Annotated in this window: 18 protein-coding genes; 9 read left to right on the forward strand and 9 right to left on the reverse strand. The window is 38.7% G+C overall.

The genetic code is table 11. The annotated features are described in order from the left end of the window. Nucleotides 1-155: 155 nt before the first annotated feature. The 6 genes from ftsA to gshB all read right to left on the reverse strand — a co-directional run bounded on the left by ftsA (nt 156) and on the right by gshB (nt 7,160). Nucleotides 156-1,418: a cell division protein FtsA gene (gene ftsA / locus ACQ7EO_RS20565; RefSeq protein ID WP_004718623.1), complete on the reverse strand. Its 1,263-nt coding sequence runs from the start codon at nt 1,416-1,418 to the stop codon at nt 156-158. A gap of 63 nt (nt 1,419-1,481) precedes the next feature. After that, nucleotides 1,482-2,336, reverse strand: a complete 855-nt coding sequence (locus ACQ7EO_RS20570) for a cell division protein FtsQ/DivIB (RefSeq protein WP_434278593.1) — start codon at nt 2,334-2,336, stop codon at nt 1,482-1,484. 4 nt (nt 2,337-2,340) lie between these two features. Next, nucleotides 2,341-3,270 (reverse strand): D-alanine--D-alanine ligase, encoded by a 930-nt coding sequence (locus ACQ7EO_RS20575; protein ID WP_434278594.1) that lies wholly within the window; start codon nt 3,268-3,270, stop codon nt 2,341-2,343. 81 nt (nt 3,271-3,351) lie between these two features. Next, nucleotides 3,352-4,800: a UDP-N-acetylmuramate--L-alanine ligase gene (gene murC, locus ACQ7EO_RS20580; protein WP_004818388.1), complete on the reverse strand. Its 1,449-nt coding sequence runs from the start codon at nt 4,798-4,800 to the stop codon at nt 3,352-3,354. A gap of 13 nt (nt 4,801-4,813) precedes the next feature. Continuing rightward, entirely contained in the window at nt 4,814-5,911 is a 1,098-nt protein-coding gene (murG, locus tag ACQ7EO_RS20585; RefSeq protein WP_034611255.1) for an undecaprenyldiphospho-muramoylpentapeptide beta-N-acetylglucosaminyltransferase, read from the reverse strand. Between the two features lie 304 nt (nt 5,912-6,215). Beyond that, the gene (gene gshB / locus ACQ7EO_RS20590; RefSeq protein ID WP_034611251.1) at nt 6,216-7,160 is read right to left on the reverse strand and encodes a glutathione synthase; all 945 of its coding nucleotides are present in this window, start codon (nt 7,158-7,160) and stop codon (nt 6,216-6,218) included. A gap of 110 nt (nt 7,161-7,270) precedes the next feature. On the opposite strand from gshB, the gene ACQ7EO_RS20595 reads away from it, so the two are divergent. The 4 genes from ACQ7EO_RS20595 (at nt 7,271) to ACQ7EO_RS20610 (ending at nt 9,457) form a co-directional block, all read left to right on the forward strand. Beyond that, nucleotides 7,271-7,465, forward strand: coding sequence for a DUF3565 domain-containing protein (locus ACQ7EO_RS20595; RefSeq protein WP_034611335.1), 195 nt, complete (start codon nt 7,271-7,273; stop codon nt 7,463-7,465). An 83-nt stretch (nt 7,466-7,548) separates the two neighbouring features. Then, complete coding sequence (locus ACQ7EO_RS20600) at nt 7,549-7,959, forward strand: hypothetical protein (RefSeq protein ID WP_434278595.1); 411 nt, start codon at nt 7,549-7,551, stop codon at nt 7,957-7,959. Nucleotides 7,960-8,025: 66 nt separating this feature from the next. Beyond that, on the forward strand, nt 8,026-8,730 hold the full coding sequence (locus ACQ7EO_RS20605) for a class I SAM-dependent methyltransferase (RefSeq protein ID WP_434278596.1): 705 nt from the start codon (nt 8,026-8,028) through the stop codon (nt 8,728-8,730). Nucleotides 8,731-8,746: 16 nt separating this feature from the next. After that, on the forward strand, nt 8,747-9,457 hold the full coding sequence (locus ACQ7EO_RS20610; RefSeq protein ID WP_434278597.1) for a VanW family protein: 711 nt from the start codon (nt 8,747-8,749) through the stop codon (nt 9,455-9,457). Nucleotides 9,458-9,459: 2 nt separating this feature from the next. On the opposite strand, the gene ACQ7EO_RS20615 is transcribed toward ACQ7EO_RS20610, so the two are convergent. Continuing rightward, nucleotides 9,460-9,993 (reverse strand): hypothetical protein, encoded by a 534-nt coding sequence (locus ACQ7EO_RS20615; protein WP_004718640.1) that lies wholly within the window; start codon nt 9,991-9,993, stop codon nt 9,460-9,462. Between the two features lie 75 nt (nt 9,994-10,068). After that, nucleotides 10,069-10,719 carry an orotate phosphoribosyltransferase gene (gene pyrE, locus ACQ7EO_RS20620; protein ID WP_004718641.1) on the reverse strand — a complete coding sequence of 217 codons (651 nt, stop codon included), beginning with the start codon at nt 10,717-10,719 and terminating at the stop codon, nt 10,069-10,071. A 40-nt stretch (nt 10,720-10,759) separates the two neighbouring features. Here pyrE and ACQ7EO_RS20625 point away from each other — a divergent pair, with 40 nt between their 5' ends. Together ACQ7EO_RS20625 and ACQ7EO_RS20630 are read left to right on the forward strand one after the other, a co-directional pair. Continuing rightward, complete coding sequence (locus ACQ7EO_RS20625) at nt 10,760-11,578, forward strand: exodeoxyribonuclease III (protein WP_004818376.1); 819 nt, start codon at nt 10,760-10,762, stop codon at nt 11,576-11,578. 515 nt (nt 11,579-12,093) lie between these two features. Further along, nucleotides 12,094-12,450 (forward strand): Spx/MgsR family RNA polymerase-binding regulatory protein, encoded by a 357-nt coding sequence (locus tag ACQ7EO_RS20630; RefSeq protein ID WP_034611235.1) that lies wholly within the window; start codon nt 12,094-12,096, stop codon nt 12,448-12,450. Between the two features lie 65 nt (nt 12,451-12,515). Here the strand turns inward: ACQ7EO_RS20630 and ACQ7EO_RS20635 are convergent, their stop codons facing one another. Further along, the gene (locus ACQ7EO_RS20635; RefSeq protein ID WP_034611232.1) at nt 12,516-12,947 is read right to left on the reverse strand and encodes a DUF2147 domain-containing protein; all 432 of its coding nucleotides are present in this window, start codon (nt 12,945-12,947) and stop codon (nt 12,516-12,518) included. Nucleotides 12,948-13,100: 153 nt separating this feature from the next. Here ACQ7EO_RS20635 and ACQ7EO_RS20640 point away from each other — a divergent pair, with 153 nt between their 5' ends. The 3 genes from ACQ7EO_RS20640 (at nt 13,101) to ACQ7EO_RS20650 (ending at nt 16,321) form a co-directional block, all read left to right on the forward strand. Next, nucleotides 13,101-14,015: an alpha/beta hydrolase gene (locus ACQ7EO_RS20640; protein WP_434278598.1), complete on the forward strand. Its 915-nt coding sequence runs from the start codon at nt 13,101-13,103 to the stop codon at nt 14,013-14,015. Between the two features lie 332 nt (nt 14,016-14,347). Then, on the forward strand, nt 14,348-14,950 hold the full coding sequence (locus ACQ7EO_RS20645) for a GGDEF domain-containing protein (RefSeq protein ID WP_096732581.1): 603 nt from the start codon (nt 14,348-14,350) through the stop codon (nt 14,948-14,950). A gap of 183 nt (nt 14,951-15,133) precedes the next feature. Further along, nucleotides 15,134-16,321 carry a GGDEF domain-containing protein gene (locus ACQ7EO_RS20650; RefSeq protein WP_419330297.1) on the forward strand — a complete coding sequence of 396 codons (1,188 nt, stop codon included), beginning with the start codon at nt 15,134-15,136 and terminating at the stop codon, nt 16,319-16,321. Nucleotides 16,322-16,327 lie beyond the last annotated feature (6 nt).

The raw sequence follows: 16,327 nt of genomic DNA on the forward strand, positions 1-16,327 counted from the left end.
GATTTCCTAATATAATTTGGCAGTCACTTAAGCCCGTATACTGCCTTGATCTTCAATAATAAAAATTGTTTTTAGGATGCTGTTCATTGCAGAGCTTGTCAAGTATTGGACAGAACACTTACAACTTCCTAACAATATTCCCCAAAAAACCACACCTAAAAAATACCTTTTAATTTGTTATTTAAGGCATTCCAACCATTCACAATCCGATCAAAGAATGGTCTTCCACCTTGAACTTCAGGTTCTTCAATCGCCTCTTGCATGTCACTTTGACTAAACAAAAGTAACCCTGCTGCTGTAGCATACATTGAACGACGTAAAGATGGTAAATTCTGATCATCGGTCACCACTTGTAACGGTGGATTGCCTAAGTGTGCAGAGATACCCAACATACGACGAGCCAATGTCACCATGCCTTCAATCTGGCAAACATCACCTGTCAGTACTACACCATGATACAAACTTTGTAGTGCACTACGTTGTTCTAATTCGTATCGTACTTTACCTAAGATATCTTCATAACGTGCGATAATAATTTCAGTCAACTCAATACGACTAATGGTTTGTGGGCCATCAATTGCCTCAAACTGAATCATATGATCCGGTTTAACTTGGTGAATGTCGACACAACCATGCAGTAACTTAATCCGTTCAGCTTCTTCGGTTGTGGTTTGCAATACAGTGGCAATATCACGGGTGACATTTTCACCACCACATTGAATGGTATGAGCTAATGCCAAATGCCCTTCAATATAGACTGCAATATTGGTCGTTCCAGCACCGATATCGAGTAAACAAACGCCATATTCTTTTTCATCTTTCAGCAAACTGCCTTCTGCAGTTGCCAAACAAGACACCACCATTTTTTCAACCGAAATATTGGCGCCTTTCATTGCACGATCCAAGTTCTGCATAGTGCTAATTGGCATCATCATCAATTGATAATGGGCTGTCATACTATTGGCAGATAAATTGATTGGGTTCTGTACCCACTCACTTGAATCATCCAACTCAAAACCTAAAGGCACTGCACTTGCTAAGTAATGATCGGCTGTCATATGACTGGCTTTAGCAAGCTCTAATGCACGCACCACTTCAGTTGTCGTAATGGTATGTTCTGAATTTGAAATCGGTGTACGACCAATCGCATAATGGCTTTGTAATTCGGTGCTTGGAATTGAAACCCAAGCTGAATGAATACGACACTCAGCCATATCTTCAGCTTCTTGAACGGCTTGTTTAATTGCATTTGTGACTTTATCAAGGCTCACAATTTTGCCTTTATTCATTCCTTTATTGCGTGCGCTTGCCATGCCAATAACCTGAATATTATCAGGGGCATGTACTTTACCAATCAGTACTGAAACTTTATGTGTCCCAATGTCAATTGCAACAACTGAGGGAACAGCTTCATTCATCACTTTGCTACCATTATCTTCATTGTTTATGTTTGGCTATATGCCTCTTTTTCAAGCCACGTATTATGGCTGTGCAACCATCCCACCTGCAACGCTTATGTCATTACTGGTTACAACAAATTGACCATTCACAATCTTTGGTGAAATAGAATTTCTCCATTGAATTGCCAAACCATTTCGGTAGCGCAAATCAATGGCGGAAATATTCGACCAAGCGGGTTTCAAATCAGTTTGAGCCAAGTGACTTAAACGTTGTAGCTTACTCATGGTTTGATCTTGATCTACGATCACCCGTAGTCCCGAATCAAACTGCATAAACCAAGTCATACGTTCAGTGAGATAAAGCTCTTTTAAACGTAAGTTGACTGGGTGAAATAATTGATTAATTTCATTATAGCGACGCATCATCACTTTGGATTGGCTGAGCGGCCCATGAAGCAATGGCAAGTTTGAATAATTCTTCGCCACCGCTTCTGTATAGACATCTCCAGCATCACTCAGTAATCGCCCGGTTCCCCAACGTGCGATTGCATGACGCGGCATAATCCGCACGCGAATACCATTTGGCCATGCCCGTGAAACCACAACACGATCCACCCATGATACTTCTAGTGCTTTATCTCGAATCTGTTCTAAATCCGAGGTGAAATAATTATTTTTAACAACAGGCGCCAAATGTTGTGTAATCGCTTGTGACTCTACCTGTGAGGTGGTACCTACCACTTGAAGTGTGGCCACCCGAGCATCGGTAATCACTTTATACAGACCATAGATTCCTGCAAATAGCACAGCAATAGCAATGACCATAAGCAACCAGCTTCCCACGTTGAGAAGCTTTTCCTGACGTGTTGGCGGCTTATCGTGTATTGATGTAATTGCCGCACGTTTGCGACGCATCGAAGCAGGAAGTTGAGCCATAAACTTAGTGTGCTTGTTCCGTGAGCGTTTGCGCTAAAATCGCAACACACAATTCATCAAAGTTATAACCTACAGCTTTTGCGGCTTTAGGCACAAGCGAGTGACTGGTCATGCCAGGCACTGTATTCACCTCTAATAACCAGAAATGACCTTGTTCATCTAACATCGCATCAATCCGTCCCCAACCACTGGCACCGACTGCTTGGAAAGCACGTAAACACAATTCTTGTAAGTTCTTTTCTTCTGACTCGCTTAAACCACATGGAATACCATATTCCACGTCATTACGGTTATATTTTGCTTCATAGTCATAGAATGCAACATCAGCAGGCGGTTGCAAACGAATCACAGGTAATGGCAAACCATTGAGGAAAGAAATGGTGTATTCACGCCCCGTGATCCATTTTTCAGCCATCACCACAGCATCATGTACTGTGGCTTTTTCAATTGCAGCAGCAAGGTCTTCCGCTTTTTCAACCTTGCTCATACCAACACTAGAACCTTCATGTACAGGCTTAATGATTAATGGTAAGCCAAGGCTTTCAATCACTTCAGTTAAATCAGAATCTTTGGAAATAATACGATACGGTGCTGTCGGTAAATCTGAACCTTGCCAGATTTGTTTGGTTTTAACTTTGTCCATACCAATTGCTGAACCCTGAACACCTGTACCTGTATACGGTACATTCATCCATTCTAGCGCGCCTTGGATTTGACCGTCTTCACCACCACGACCATGCAATACAATAAATGCGCGATCATAGCCCACAAGTTCCGTCACGCTACGTTCTTGTGGATCGAAGCCTTCCGCATTCACACCCGAACGTAATAATGCTTCTAAAACAGCTTTACCACTATCTAATGACACCTCACGCTCAGCAGATTTCCCACCAAGCAACACCGCTACTTTGCCGAATTTAGAAGCATTTGACACGTTTAAATCCTTAAACTTATAAGTTAGTCAATTTAATTTCGAGGCTTTATTCAAATCCAAATTTAAACAAAGCCAAATCAATTATTTTAAATACAGTTGGTTTTGAGCCAATTCTACAGAAATTGCTCCCACGTTACCCGCACCTTGTGTTAATAACAAGTCATTCGCTTGTAACACTTTTTGTATCGCGTTCTGCAAATTGCCTTCCACTGGGTCAATCAAGATCGGCTCAACTTCACCACGCAGGCGAATACTCCGAGCTAATGAACGACTATCTGCACCAACAATCGGTTTCTCACCTGCAGGATATACTTCTAACAACAACAATTGATCGACTTGTGACAACACATCTACAAAATCATCAAAACAATCACGAGTACGACTATAACGATGTGGCTGGAACATCATCACCAAACGACGATCTGGATGGCTGGCACGTGCAGCTTTAATGGTCGCTTCGACTTCTTTCGGGTGATGCCCATAATCATCTACAAGTTTTACTGTACCTTCATCCAATTCAAACTCACCTTGAACTTGGAAACGGCGACCTACACCACTAAAGCTTTCTAAGGCACGTGCAATCGCAGCATCAGACACACCTTCATCCGTTGCAATACCAATCGCAGCCAGTGCGTTTAGAATATTATGCAAACCGGGAAGATTAATGGTTAAACGTAATGGCTCACGACCTTTTCGTAATACAGTAAAGCTTGACTGCATACCGACTTGTTCAACATCAATTGCTCGAATGTCATTGTCTTCATTAAAACCATAGGTCAATACTGGACGACCAATACGTGGCATGATTTCACGAATATTGGCATCATCACCACACACTACAGCCAAGCCATAGAACGGCATTTTCTGTAAGAATTTGATAAAGGTGTCTTTAAGTACATCAAAACTACCGCCATAAGTATCCATATGATCTGCATCAATATTGGTAACAATGGCCGCCATAGGTTCTAGATGTAAAAATGATGCATCTGATTCATCTGCTTCTGCGACAATGAAACGACTAGCACCCAACGCAGCATTAACACCGGTACGGTTTAACAGACCACCGATCACATAAGTTGGATCCATGTTTTCTTCTGCCAACATGCAGGTCACTAAACTGGTTGTGGTGGTTTTACCATGGGTTCCTGCAACCGCGATACCATGACGATAACGCATCAATTCACCCAACATTTCTGCACGGCGCACTACGGGTATACGATTTTCAATTGCTGCTTTTACTTCTAAATTTTCAGGGTCAATTGCAGTAGAAACAACCAGTACATTTGCACCTTTGATATTGTCTGCCGTATGTCCAATAAAAACTTTAATGCCGTTTTCTTCAAGTTGAACCGTTGTTTTTGATGCCTTAATGTCAGAACCAGAAACCTTATAGCCTTGGTTTTTCAATACTTCTGCAATACCACACATCCCAGCACCACCGATACCCACAAAATGGATATGTTTAATACGGCGCATCTCTGGAATTTTAATTAGGTTTTTTGCTTTATCAGCAGGGCTTGTTGGAGACATAATCAACTCTAACTTACAAATCTTGAATTAAACCAACCACACGTTGTGTTGCATCTGGTTGAGCTTGTTGACGAGCTTTTACCGCCATTTCCATCAGTAATTGGCGGTTCATCAACGGTGTTAGTAAATCCTTTAACGAATCTGGAGTCATGCTCTGCTGCGGACAGATTTTCGCAGCACCTGTTTTCTCCAAAAATCGTGCATTGGCAGTTTGGTGATCGTCCACCGCACTTGGTAATGGCACAAATACAGCTGCCACACCAGCCGTCGCCACTTCAGTAACCGTTAGTGCGCCTGCACGACAAATAATTAAATCTGCGTTGCTATAGGCCAGTGCCATATCTTCAATAAATTGCTGAACCTCAACCTGTATATTTGCAGGTGCATCCGCATATAAAGCCTGTGTGGTCTCTTGTTTATTTTGCCCACACTGATGAAATACTTTTAATGGAACATCAAATTGTTTTAAGGCTTGAGGTACACATTCATTCAGGGCTTGCGCACCCAAAGAACCGCCAACAATTAAAATATGTAAGGGTTCAGCCGCATTTTCGCGTTCTTTATAACGAAAAGAAGGATTATAAATTGCGGTAATTTCTGACCGTACAGGATTACCTGTCGTCACAATTTTTTCACTTTTCGGAAAAGTATCTGGAAATGCTTCGCAGACTTTTTTAGCAATTCTTGAAAGCTGGGTATTGGTAAAGCCTGCCACTGCATTTTGTTCGTGAATAATCACAGGAATACCCAACAGACGTGCAGCCAAACCACCCGGACCCGCAACATAACCGCCAAAACCAGCCACTGCATCGACATTGAGCTGTTTCATATAGCGCATTGCGCTCAAGGTTGCTTTTAAAATTTTAAAGGGTGCAGCCAATTTACGTACAATACCGTTGCCACGTACACCTTGAATGTCAATGTGATAGATTGGAATATCATGTTGTTTTAAAAGTCGATTTTCCATACCTGTCGGAGTCGCCAACCAAGACACTTGGCTGCCTTGTTGTTGCAATTCTTTTGCAACTGCCAGTGCAGGGAATACATGTCCACCTGTACCTGCCGCCATCATCATGATGTGTTTCGGTGTGCTTTGCTGGGGTTCGGTCACGGTCTAATTCTTCAATGCAAAAATAAATATTTAACGAATATCTTAAACAACCAATTGTAATCACAATCCGCTATGGGGAAAAGTTTATTTACTTTTTTTCACCAAGCCTTTCATTGTTTTTTTCTACTGATTTGAAAGTTTAAACTACTTTTATCATTAATCCGTTAAAAAAAGTGGAATTAAACGTTATTTTTTTATATTTCTCGATGATTTATCATTTTTATATTCAATCGACAGCAAAAAAATAGAGCCATGAACGACTCTATTTTTTAGTTGAGATTTAAAATGCAGTATCCAGCTTAAATTAAACTGACTGGCCGGCTTCTAGTACATTAAACAAATCATCTGCAATTGAAGTACCAAATTGATCATCAATTTCACGAATACAGGTTGGACTGGTGACATTGATTTCAGTGACATAATTTCCAATCACATCTAATCCGACAAAAACCAAACCCTTGGCTTTTAAGAATGGTCCAACTTTGGCAGCGATGGCTTTGTCATTTTCAGTCAATGGACGAGCTTCACCTAAACCGCCTGCTGCCAAATTTCCACGCACCTCACCATTTTGAGGAATACGAGCCAAGCAATAAGGTACAGGCTCACCATTAATCAGCAAAATACGTTTATCACCATCCACAATTTCAGGGATATAACGTTGTGCCATAATCGGTTGTGTGCCATTTTCAGTTAAAATTTCAATGGTTGAACCAATATTGACCCCATCTTGATATAAGCGGAAGATCCCCATTCCACCCATACCATCCAGTGGCTTAACAATAACGTCACCATGTTCTTTTAAGAATTCACGAATCAAGCTTTGTTGCGAGGTCACTAAAGTCGGTACTTGTAGATCTGGAAATTGGGTCGCAAACAATTTTTCATTACAGTCACGCAAACTTTGTGGTTTGTTAATAATCCACGCCCCTTCACGCTCTGCCTGTTCCAAAATATAAGTGGTATAAACAAAATTCATGTCAAAAGGCGGATCTTTACGCATCAACACCACATCATACGTTGCAAGCGACTCTTTGGCTTTTTCACCTAACTCATAATAGTGATCATAATCTTCAAAAACCTGAAGCGGTGAAATCAAACCAAATGCTTTGCCTTGGTCAATATATAAATCTTGTTGTAATGCATAGCCTAACTCATGCCCTCGACGTGCAGCCGCCCATAACATTGCCATTGTTGAGTCTTTTTTCAGGTTTACACTTTCGATGGGATCCATCACAACAAGTACGCGCATATTGATGCTCTTATAAAATTTTGGATTGAATGCAGTATAGCGGAGAATCTGGTGTACTTTTCCGAAATTTCGCTAAACTCTTAGCAATTATTGTGAATATGATGATCGAAATGCAACAAGCCATTGTGGGATTTCATTTGGATGAGGAGCAACATTATGTTGCTGAACTTGCGTGTGGGCATCAACAACATGTGCGTCATCTTCCGCCTTGGCAGAATCGTCCGTGGGTATTGACAGAACAAGGACGTCAGGAAAAAATAGGCATGCTGTTAGAGTGTAAGGCTTGTGAAATAACCCAGAAATAAGCCTTCAAATAAAATAATATTCGGAGTAGGATTGACTCTAAATCAATATTTTCGACGAATAAAACAATAGTGGGATATATAACATGTTGAAAAAAAATATTTATATTGCGTGTTCTATTTTATTTATTACATCAAATACATTTGCGCAAAAAAATAATTTATTACAAGGTTATTGGGCGATGTTGCCTTTGAACAATGGAATTGCCAATGTCGCTTATTTAGATGGCAAAGACACCGCTACCTTATATCCTTTTGAGTGTGACTTTAAAAATAAAACCGTCAGCTCGCCAGAACCACCTGAGGTTTCAAAATACAAAATTAAAAATAACAGCCTCTATTTGCTTTACCCAGATGAAGCAGCAAACCAAACGCTCGTCATCAAATCATTAAAAAAAGATCAGTTGGTATTAGAACAGACCTTTCTTGAAAATTATGCCTTAACCTATACCTATCAAAAAGTAGAAGGTATAAAAAATTTATGCCCTACCGCATAGATCTAACATCAGCCCAGTAAGTACAAGCACATCAATGGCAAAACAGATAATTAATGCGTGATCACTATGCTAGATCAAAACGACTCATCAGAGATTAAAAATTACTATAACAAACTTGCGCACGACTACGATAACAACCGTTTTAACAACAGTTATGGGCAATATTTAGACCAACAAGAGCGTGCTTTTCTCAAGCGTATTCTCAGTAAAACAGCACCTACACATTGTATGGATATCGGTTGTGGTACAGGTCGTTTACTCGATTATGCCGATTATGGTGTAGATTTCAGCCCTGAAATGCTGAAAGTCGCTAGAGAAAAATATCCACATAAAATCTTGCTTGAAGGCTCTCTGACTGAAATTCCAATCAAAAATCATCAGCTTGAGGTGATTTATAGCTTTCATGTGATCATGCATCAAGACCACGCAACCACTGAACAGTTTCTAAATCAGGCGCAGCAAAAATTAAAACCCAATGGCAAGCTTATTTTTGATTTCCCCTCCGCCAAACGTCGACAAGCTGTAAAGCATCAACAACAAAGCTGGCATGCTGCTCATCAAATGACAGTGGCAGAGATTGAAAAGCTGCTTGGTACTCAATGGAAGCTGGTTGAAAGTCAGGGCTTTTTATTTTTCCCTATCCATCGTATTCCAACGATTTTACGCCCACTGTTTAGAAGCCTAGACAGCTTGATGTGCCGTTCATTTTTAAAAGAATATGCATCATACTTGGTTGTCGTTTTAGAAAAACAACCGTCAGTAAACAATTAGAATAAGCAGGTGGAATATGCGGCAATATTTACCCAAATCATGGAAACTGCTTTATCAGTTATTACGCAGGTATTGTCGTGAACACCTTTTCTCGAAGCTACCGTTTGCCTTAAAACATCAAGCACTGTGGCAAGCAGACCAGCAAATTTCAACCCAACAAAGCATCAAGATAAATCATTATTTTGAAAATAAAACCCATAACATTGATCTTGCGATTGAGGCCTTAAACGGTTTGGTCATTGAGCCAAATCAAATCTTTTCATTTTGGCATTTGGTAACAGCCCCGACATTAAACAATGGCTATAAAACAGGACGTAATCTGGTCAATGGAAAAATTTCAGAAGATTTGGGTGGTGGGATCTGTCAAATTTCTTGTTTGCTCTATATCAATGCGTTAAAAGCAGGTTTAACCATCATAGAACGACATTCACATTCGATTGATATTTACCAAGAACATGAACGCTTTACCCCCTTAGGCAGTGATGCAACTGTGGTGTATGGCTATAAGGACTTACAGTTTCAAAATTGTTTAGATCAGGCACTACAGATTCAAATTTTCAGACAGCATGACCAACTGGCCGCCACGTTGGTTGCTCAGCAGCATTTAAAGGAATATACACTCAAATTTATTGTTGAAGATTCTAAAACCCATCGAATTGTCCGCACCTTGCAAGATCAAAAACAGATTGAGCAAAGTATCTACTTGCTCAATTCACCTGCTGATTAAGCTTATTTTTCTTGAAATTGTTGTTGGCTATTTTCTATCAGGTATTGATGTGCAGTCCGTGGATCACGCGGTAAGGCCAGTTTGACACGACAGCCCAACTCGATATCATCTTTTTCAAACACAATGATTTCAGCATCCAGCTCTATTGGACGACCAATTTCAAAATCGGTTTGATCTAAACTTTCTCCCAGTAAGTCAGCATATTTCTTTTCTAAGTGACCAATGGTTAAATCTTGAATCATGACTTTAATCGAGTATTGCTGTCTCGAACATTCAGGTTCACGTTGAATACGTGATTTCTTGATATAACTGTTCTCAGATGCTCTTAACATCAATTCATTGATTAATTTTTTCTGGGCGTGCACGTTGATATTTAAAACCAGCTCAAACTGTTCTAAACCTTTCCATTGAAATGGATATTGCCGAAAAAACATATCCCGCTCAAATTGGTAACGTTGCCAACGTCGTTGGTCGATATGTTTGACCAACATAATGCCAAGTACAGCAACCACGACGATTATCAATAGAATGAACATTAAAAATGGCACCTAATCCTTTATAGTCCATAAAAATAAGGAGCTTATGCTCCTTATCTTATCCTTTTTTTTAACTTATATACCATATTTCACACGGTAAGCTTCCATTTTTGCTAAAGCATCTTGCTCACCTTTGGCATCAAGATAATCCATTAAGTCTTTCATGCTAATTAAAGCATGCACCGGAATCTCAAGTTCTTGTTGAACTTCTTGGATGGCAGACAATTGACCTTGCCCTTTTTCTTGACGATCTAGCGCAACCAATACGCCTGCAATTGTCGCACCTGCATTTTTAAGAATTGTGACAACTTCACGAATTGCGGTACCCGCTGTAATCACGTCATCAATAATCCAGACTTTTTTACCTTCTACTGAAGCACCGACCAATACACCGCCTTCACCATGGTCTTTGGCTTCTTTACGGTTAAAGCCCCAAGGCACACTTACACCATGTACTTGTGACAAAGCCACAGCTGTTGCTGCAACAAAAGGAATTCCTTTGTATGCAGGTCCAAAGATCACTTCAACGTTGTTACATTGTGTTAATTTATCTGCATAACCTTGAGCTAAAAGCGATAATGCTTCACCATCGTTGAGTAAACCTGCATTAAAAAAATAAGGGCTCACACGGCCTGATTTTAAAGTAAACTCACCAAATTTAAGCACACCACGTGATAATGCGAGTTCGATAAAAGCTTGTGGGTTAAACTGAGCTGGCGTTGACATGAGGTGCTCCAAAATTCATACATTGAGGTTATGACTGCGCATGATACCAAAGAGTAGCTATCCAAGTGATCAAAAAATTTTAAGAGTTGTCTCAATTAACGTAAATGGCTTACGTTCATCCGTCACTAAAGGCCTACTTGAATGGATGGAAAAGTCAGATGCAGACGTGATCTGTATCCAAGAAAGCCGTATTACGCATGAACAATGGACCGATAAATTTAAACCCGAAGGTTGGTTTACCCATCTGTTCCCTGCGGAAAAATCAGGCTATGCAGGTACAGCGATTTACAGTCGCTTGCCGTTTAAATCGATCCAGAATGGTTTGGGTTTTGAACTTGCCGATAGCCAAGGTCGTTTTATTAGCGCGGAATTTGATGTCGGTTTAGCCAAACCTGTGCATATCTGCTCGCTGTATTTACCTTCTGGCTCATCAGGTGATGAAGCACAAGCCCGTAAAGATCACTTCTTAGAAGAATATCGAAAAATTTTAAAACAATGGCGTGATGAAGATAAGTCAATCATTGTATGTGGCGATTACAACATCGTGCATAAACGAATCGATATTAAAAACTGGTCAGGTAACCAAAAATCGTCAGGTTGCTTACCGCATGAACGTGCTTGGTTAGATCATATTTATGATGAACTGGGCTATGTCGATACATTTCGTGAAGTCCGTAAAGAAGCGGAACTGTATTCTTGGTGGTCCAATCGTGGACAAGCGCGTGCGAAAAATGTCGGTTGGCGAATTGATTATCAAGCATGCTCACCTGACTGGAAAGATCGCACAGTCAATGCTTGGGTCTATAAAGATGAATGGTATAGCGACCATGCCCCTGTGATTATTGATTATCAAATTTAAACAGCCCTATGCTCAATTTTTAAATAAAAATTGAGCATTTTTGTGAACAAGTGTTCACTGATTATAAGGCAATAACTTACAAATTTTGTCGTGTTATCTTATATTTTCTTCATATCAACAAGCGCATTATACACGCACGGCACAGGGACATTGTCAGGATGACAGCAAAAGGATAGGACGCCGTAGGAAGAAAAGGAAATAAGTATTTTGAATATTTATTTTTCAAGGATGTGACATTGGACGTTGTAATGAGACCCGCATAATCAGGATGATTAGATGCGGGTTTTCTCTTTTTAAATTTCAATTTTCTTTAGTTTCAACTTTTTATTTTTTAGATTCAAATCATTCAATCAGCCAGTCTACTGCTCGCTTCAATAAAATATTAAGCGCAAATTGTTAAATTCTGATGACAGCAATCATGTCTTTTAAAATATTTTATCTATTCTTATACTGTACATATTGGCAATTTTGCTACTCTTTCTGTCAACTCAAACAATTGAATATTAGGTTAAGACATGTTGAAAATTTATGGAATCAAAAATTGTAACTCCATGAAAAAAGCTTTTGATTTACTGACTGAACTTGGCTTGAGTTATGAGTTTCATGATTATAAAAAACAAGGCATAGATGCAGAGACGGTTAAACAATGGCTCGATCACATTGGGCAAGATCTTGTACTCAATAAAAAAGGTACAACGTGGAAAAAACTCAGTGAGCAAGAACAACAACTGGCTTTGTCGAGTGAACAAGCATTGATTCAAGCCCTTACCACACACACCAGTTTAATTAAGCGCCCCGTGATTGATCAAAATGGCCAATATGTAATTGGTTTTGATGAAGATAAAATTAAAGCTTTAAAACTTACAGCATAAAAATCATCGAGCAACAAAAAGCCTGATCAATAGATCAGGCTTTTTGTTGTGGTGAATCAATCTGCTTAGTTTGCACGCACCCAAGTTTGGTTGCGACCTAAAGCAGAAATACCCATATAACCACGTAACTTTAACTGGTTACCAGCAAGTTCACCTTTGAGCTTATAGGTCTTACCATTTTTAGGATCTAGAATCGTACCATTGTCATAGTTTTTACCACCAACATTTTTTAGACCATTGACAATCGTCACACCTTTCAATGATTTATTGTGGTAAGCACCTTCACATTTGGTACAAGAGTTTTCTTCACCTGGCGTTAAAATACTTTGAATCGTCGCCGTCAATGTTCCATTTTTTTGTTCAGTGAATTTCACAATTGCTTTGGGCTGTTTCGTTGTGTCATCAATTGTTTTCCAAACTGTTCCATTGAGTGGATCCGCAGCATTTGCAAGAACTGTTGCTGATAATAAGCCTAATGCAAGTACAATTTTTTTCATTGTTTTGTTTTCCCTAGTCTAATTGACACTTTATAGTATCAAAAATTTACGTCGAATTAGCAATTCTTGAATGTGACTATATAGTGTACCCTTGTAACAAATGTTGATAAATCAACAAAAATAAAGTCAAAAGTTTAACAATATGGAAGGAACATGAAGATTAACTCAGCTCTGAAACAATATCTTACAGAATCTATTCTTAAATCTAGCTTCAAATTTCCAAGTCGTTTCAATCTTCCTCCTGCAACTGCACGTTTTGGAATAGAACAACTTGCGCGTGTTTTCCCACAACGTAAAGATGTACAGATTCGCTCTTTACGCATTGCGGGGATTCGGGCAGAAGAAATTAAACCGCAAGCGCATGCGACTCAAATGATTTTTCATATTCATGGTGGAGCATTTTTTGTCGGCTCAATCAAAACCCATCGTGCGTTTTTATCTGAAGTTGCTGCACGTACGCAAATGCAAGTTTTACATGTAGATTATCCGCTCGCACCTGAAAGCAAATTTCCTGAAGCAGGTGATGCGATTTATGATATTTATCAGCAACTTTTAGATCAAGGTGTGCAAGCGAAAGACATTATTGTTTCTGGTGATTCCTGTGGTGCAAATCTGGCTTTGGCACTCGCTCTACGCATCAAACAAGAAAATAAACAACAACTCCCAAGCGCCTTAATCCTGATGTCACCTTTCTTAGACCTGACTTTAACAGGTGAATCTCTACGCTATAATCAGAAGCATGATGCTTTACTGTCAATCGAAGCGCTTGAATCTGGTATTGATTTTTACGTACCAAAAAACATGGATCGTTCTTTACCGCCACTTTCGCCTATATTTGGAGATTTTGCAGGGCTGCCACCGACTTTAGTTCAAATTGGCTCTAAAGAGATTCTGTTGTCAGATGCACAACGTTTCGAAGAAGAAGCTAAAGCTGCAGGCGTGCAAGTCAATTACAAGCTGTATACGGGAATGTGGCATAATTTCCAAATGTTTAGCCCGTGGTTTGATGAAGCAAAACAATCTTTAGCAGATATTGCTGAATTCGCTCATAAAATTGATAAAGATTAATCCCAATATTGACCAAATGGTGAACAACAAGCGCTTTAAAAGCCAAACTGTTGTTCACCTTTAAAAATAAAATCATCCATTTAAACAAAATGAGCATTCACTAGAATAATAATTATACAATTCATTGGAACTATATTGCTTGTCAGATTTATTTTTAGGGGATTTTCCCAGTCCGAATAGACTCTTAACCTATACTACAAAGTTAATCACACTTTTTAAAATTATGTATATATCCTTCAAGTATTTACTTCAACTTTAGTTTGAGTTTAAGCCAATAAGTTGCTACATTCTAAGTATCAACAATAAAAATCCAAGTGTGGATGGATTAGATTATGCGTAATAAAATTTATTCAGAAAAACGACGTAAAATTCATTCCTTATTCAATCAAGTATTGAAACATTCTTTTATTGCCAAATTAATCCATAAAAACCAACTCAGTAATAATCTGGAAATCGACCCACATACAGGTATTTATAATCAGTTTGCAATTAATACCTATTTAAAAGAGTTACATCCTCAGACTGAATCAAATTTTGGTATCGTTTTACTCAGTGTGGATAACTGGTGTGAAATCAAGAATAAATACACTCTAAAAATCGCACATAAGGCTTTAGCCGCAATCGCCCAAGAGTTATTGCAAAATATCCGTGAAACAGATCTTGTTGGTCGTTATAGCGAATCTGAATTTATTTTAATTCTCAGTGATGTTACTCAAGATCAAGCTCATCATATCGCAGATCGTCTATCACTTTTAATGAATCATTATGATTTAAAGATCAATAACAAAGTCATTCCACTTCAAACAAGCTGTGGTGCATCTGTTTCTAAACATGACAGCATGAGTAATGCGGTATTACAGCAAGCAGACCAAGCGTTATATATTGCGAAAACTAATCGAAAAGCTTGTTATACGGGTACAGGTGTTTTATCTTAAAACATCTGTATATTTAAAAATTAATTACACCACTATTTATTTTATATTAATAATAAAATATTTTTCATTAACAAATAAATGATAACAATTCTTTGTTTTAATAAATTTTAATCACTATAATTTAAAAAATTATTAATCAGTACTTAATGAATAGCAAACTGAAAAATCCTGGAATAATTATGAATGAAGGTATCGAATATAGGACTTAATCATTACTGGCAAAAGCTGAAACAACAATTAGATTCAAATATCATTATGAATTGGAGCAGTTTACATAAATGTATCTTGATTCTGTTCCTGACTATTGCCCTTCATTTATCATGGATTGCGTGGAAAGTTTTTATTTTATTCAATCCAGAAACTTGGCAATGGGTCAATATCTCCTTGATTCGTTCACAACTTATGGTCAATGCTGGCTCCACCCTACTGCTTTTTTTCCTGATCGCATTTTGTTATTTCTTTCAGAATAAAAAATGGGCAAATACCATCCTCCCCCATATCGTCATCAGTATTTTTATTATCTTAATGCTTGCTGATGGCTTTCTTGTCGGTATTTATAGTCCAGCCACTGTTTTTGCATTCGTGTGTATTTCTGGTGTGGGTTTAATCTTATTCAATAGAAAAATTATTTATCTGCAAATTAGTACCGCCCTGCTGTTCTATATTGCAATGATGTTCTGTACCTATTGGCGCATCATTCCGTACGCTCCAATTTTTAATGAACATCTGTTGGAAAACAATCGGCATGACAATACCTTCTGGGTAGGAACGATGTTGTATTTTATTGTCCCTATTTTAATTGTATGTTTGATTTTATGTGAAATTTTGCTGTCTCAGTGGCGCTATAGAGAATCATTAATTAAAAAACTCAGTGAAACGGATCCACTGACCAATTTATATAATCGTCGTTTTTTTAATGAAAAGCTTGATGATATCCAAAATAAGCAAACCCACTACGCCATTATCTTGATTGATATTGATCATTTCAAAGAAATCAATGATTTATATGGACATCATTTTGGTGATGAAGCATTGTGTCAAGTTGCCAAATTATTATCATCTCACATTCGTCAGTCAGATATTGTGGCTCGTTATGGCGGTGAAGAATTTATTATTGCCTTGCCTGAAACTTCTTTAAACATTGCTCAAGCACTTGCTGAACGCTGCCGATTGGCGATTCAAAACCAAGTGCTTGAATCGCTTGATCATCATTATGTTCAGCTGACCGCCAGTTTTGGTATTGCCACCTCGAATGACGATGACAATATCAGTAAAATTATTCATCTCGCAGACAAAGCGCTATATCGGGCCAAACAATCCGGGCGCAATCAAGTCCAGCTCTATCATACTCAAATCAATGAAATAGCTTAAGCGGTA

The sequence above is a fragment of the Acinetobacter sp. CE-15 genome, from assembly GCF_051059255.1.
Classification (GTDB): Bacteria; Pseudomonadota; Gammaproteobacteria; order Pseudomonadales; family Moraxellaceae; genus Acinetobacter; species Acinetobacter guillouiae.

Bases quoted from the DNA above. Each gene is read 5' to 3' on its own strand.
- murC (WP_004818388.1), bottom strand. From the start codon at position 4,800: ATGTCTCCAACAAGCCCTGCTGATAAAGCAAAAAACCTAATTAAAATT.
- ACQ7EO_RS20615 (WP_004718640.1), bottom strand. From the start codon at position 9,993: ATGTTCATTCTATTGATAATCGTCGTGGTTGCTGTACTTGGCATTATG.
- ACQ7EO_RS20645 (WP_096732581.1), top strand. From the start codon at position 14,348: ATGCGTAATAAAATTTATTCAGAAAAACGACGTAAAATTCATTCCTTA.
- ACQ7EO_RS20600 (WP_434278595.1), top strand. From the start codon at position 7,549: ATGTTGAAAAAAAATATTTATATTGCGTGTTCTATTTTATTTATTACA.
- ftsA (WP_004718623.1), bottom strand. From the start codon at position 1,418: ATGAATGAAGCTGTTCCCTCAGTTGTTGCAATTGACATTGGGACACAT.
- ACQ7EO_RS20640 (WP_434278598.1), top strand. From the start codon at position 13,101: ATGAAGATTAACTCAGCTCTGAAACAATATCTTACAGAATCTATTCTT.
- ACQ7EO_RS20605 (WP_434278596.1), top strand. From the start codon at position 8,026: ATGCTAGATCAAAACGACTCATCAGAGATTAAAAATTACTATAACAAA.
- ACQ7EO_RS20630 (WP_034611235.1), top strand. From the start codon at position 12,094: ATGTTGAAAATTTATGGAATCAAAAATTGTAACTCCATGAAAAAAGCT.
- pyrE (WP_004718641.1), bottom strand. From the start codon at position 10,719: ATGTCAACGCCAGCTCAGTTTAACCCACAAGCTTTTATCGAACTCGCA.
- gshB (WP_034611251.1), bottom strand. From the start codon at position 7,160: ATGCGCGTACTTGTTGTGATGGATCCCATCGAAAGTGTAAACCTGAAA.
- ACQ7EO_RS20635 (WP_034611232.1), bottom strand. From the start codon at position 12,947: ATGAAAAAAATTGTACTTGCATTAGGCTTATTATCAGCAACAGTTCTT.
- ACQ7EO_RS20570 (WP_434278593.1), bottom strand. From the start codon at position 2,336: ATGGCTCAACTTCCTGCTTCGATGCGTCGCAAACGTGCGGCAATTACA.
- ACQ7EO_RS20650 (WP_419330297.1), top strand. From the start codon at position 15,134: ATGAAGGTATCGAATATAGGACTTAATCATTACTGGCAAAAGCTGAAA.
- ACQ7EO_RS20595 (WP_034611335.1), top strand. From the start codon at position 7,271: ATGCAACAAGCCATTGTGGGATTTCATTTGGATGAGGAGCAACATTAT.
- ACQ7EO_RS20625 (WP_004818376.1), top strand. From the start codon at position 10,760: ATGATACCAAAGAGTAGCTATCCAAGTGATCAAAAAATTTTAAGAGTT.
- ACQ7EO_RS20610 (WP_434278597.1), top strand. From the start codon at position 8,747: ATGCGGCAATATTTACCCAAATCATGGAAACTGCTTTATCAGTTATTA.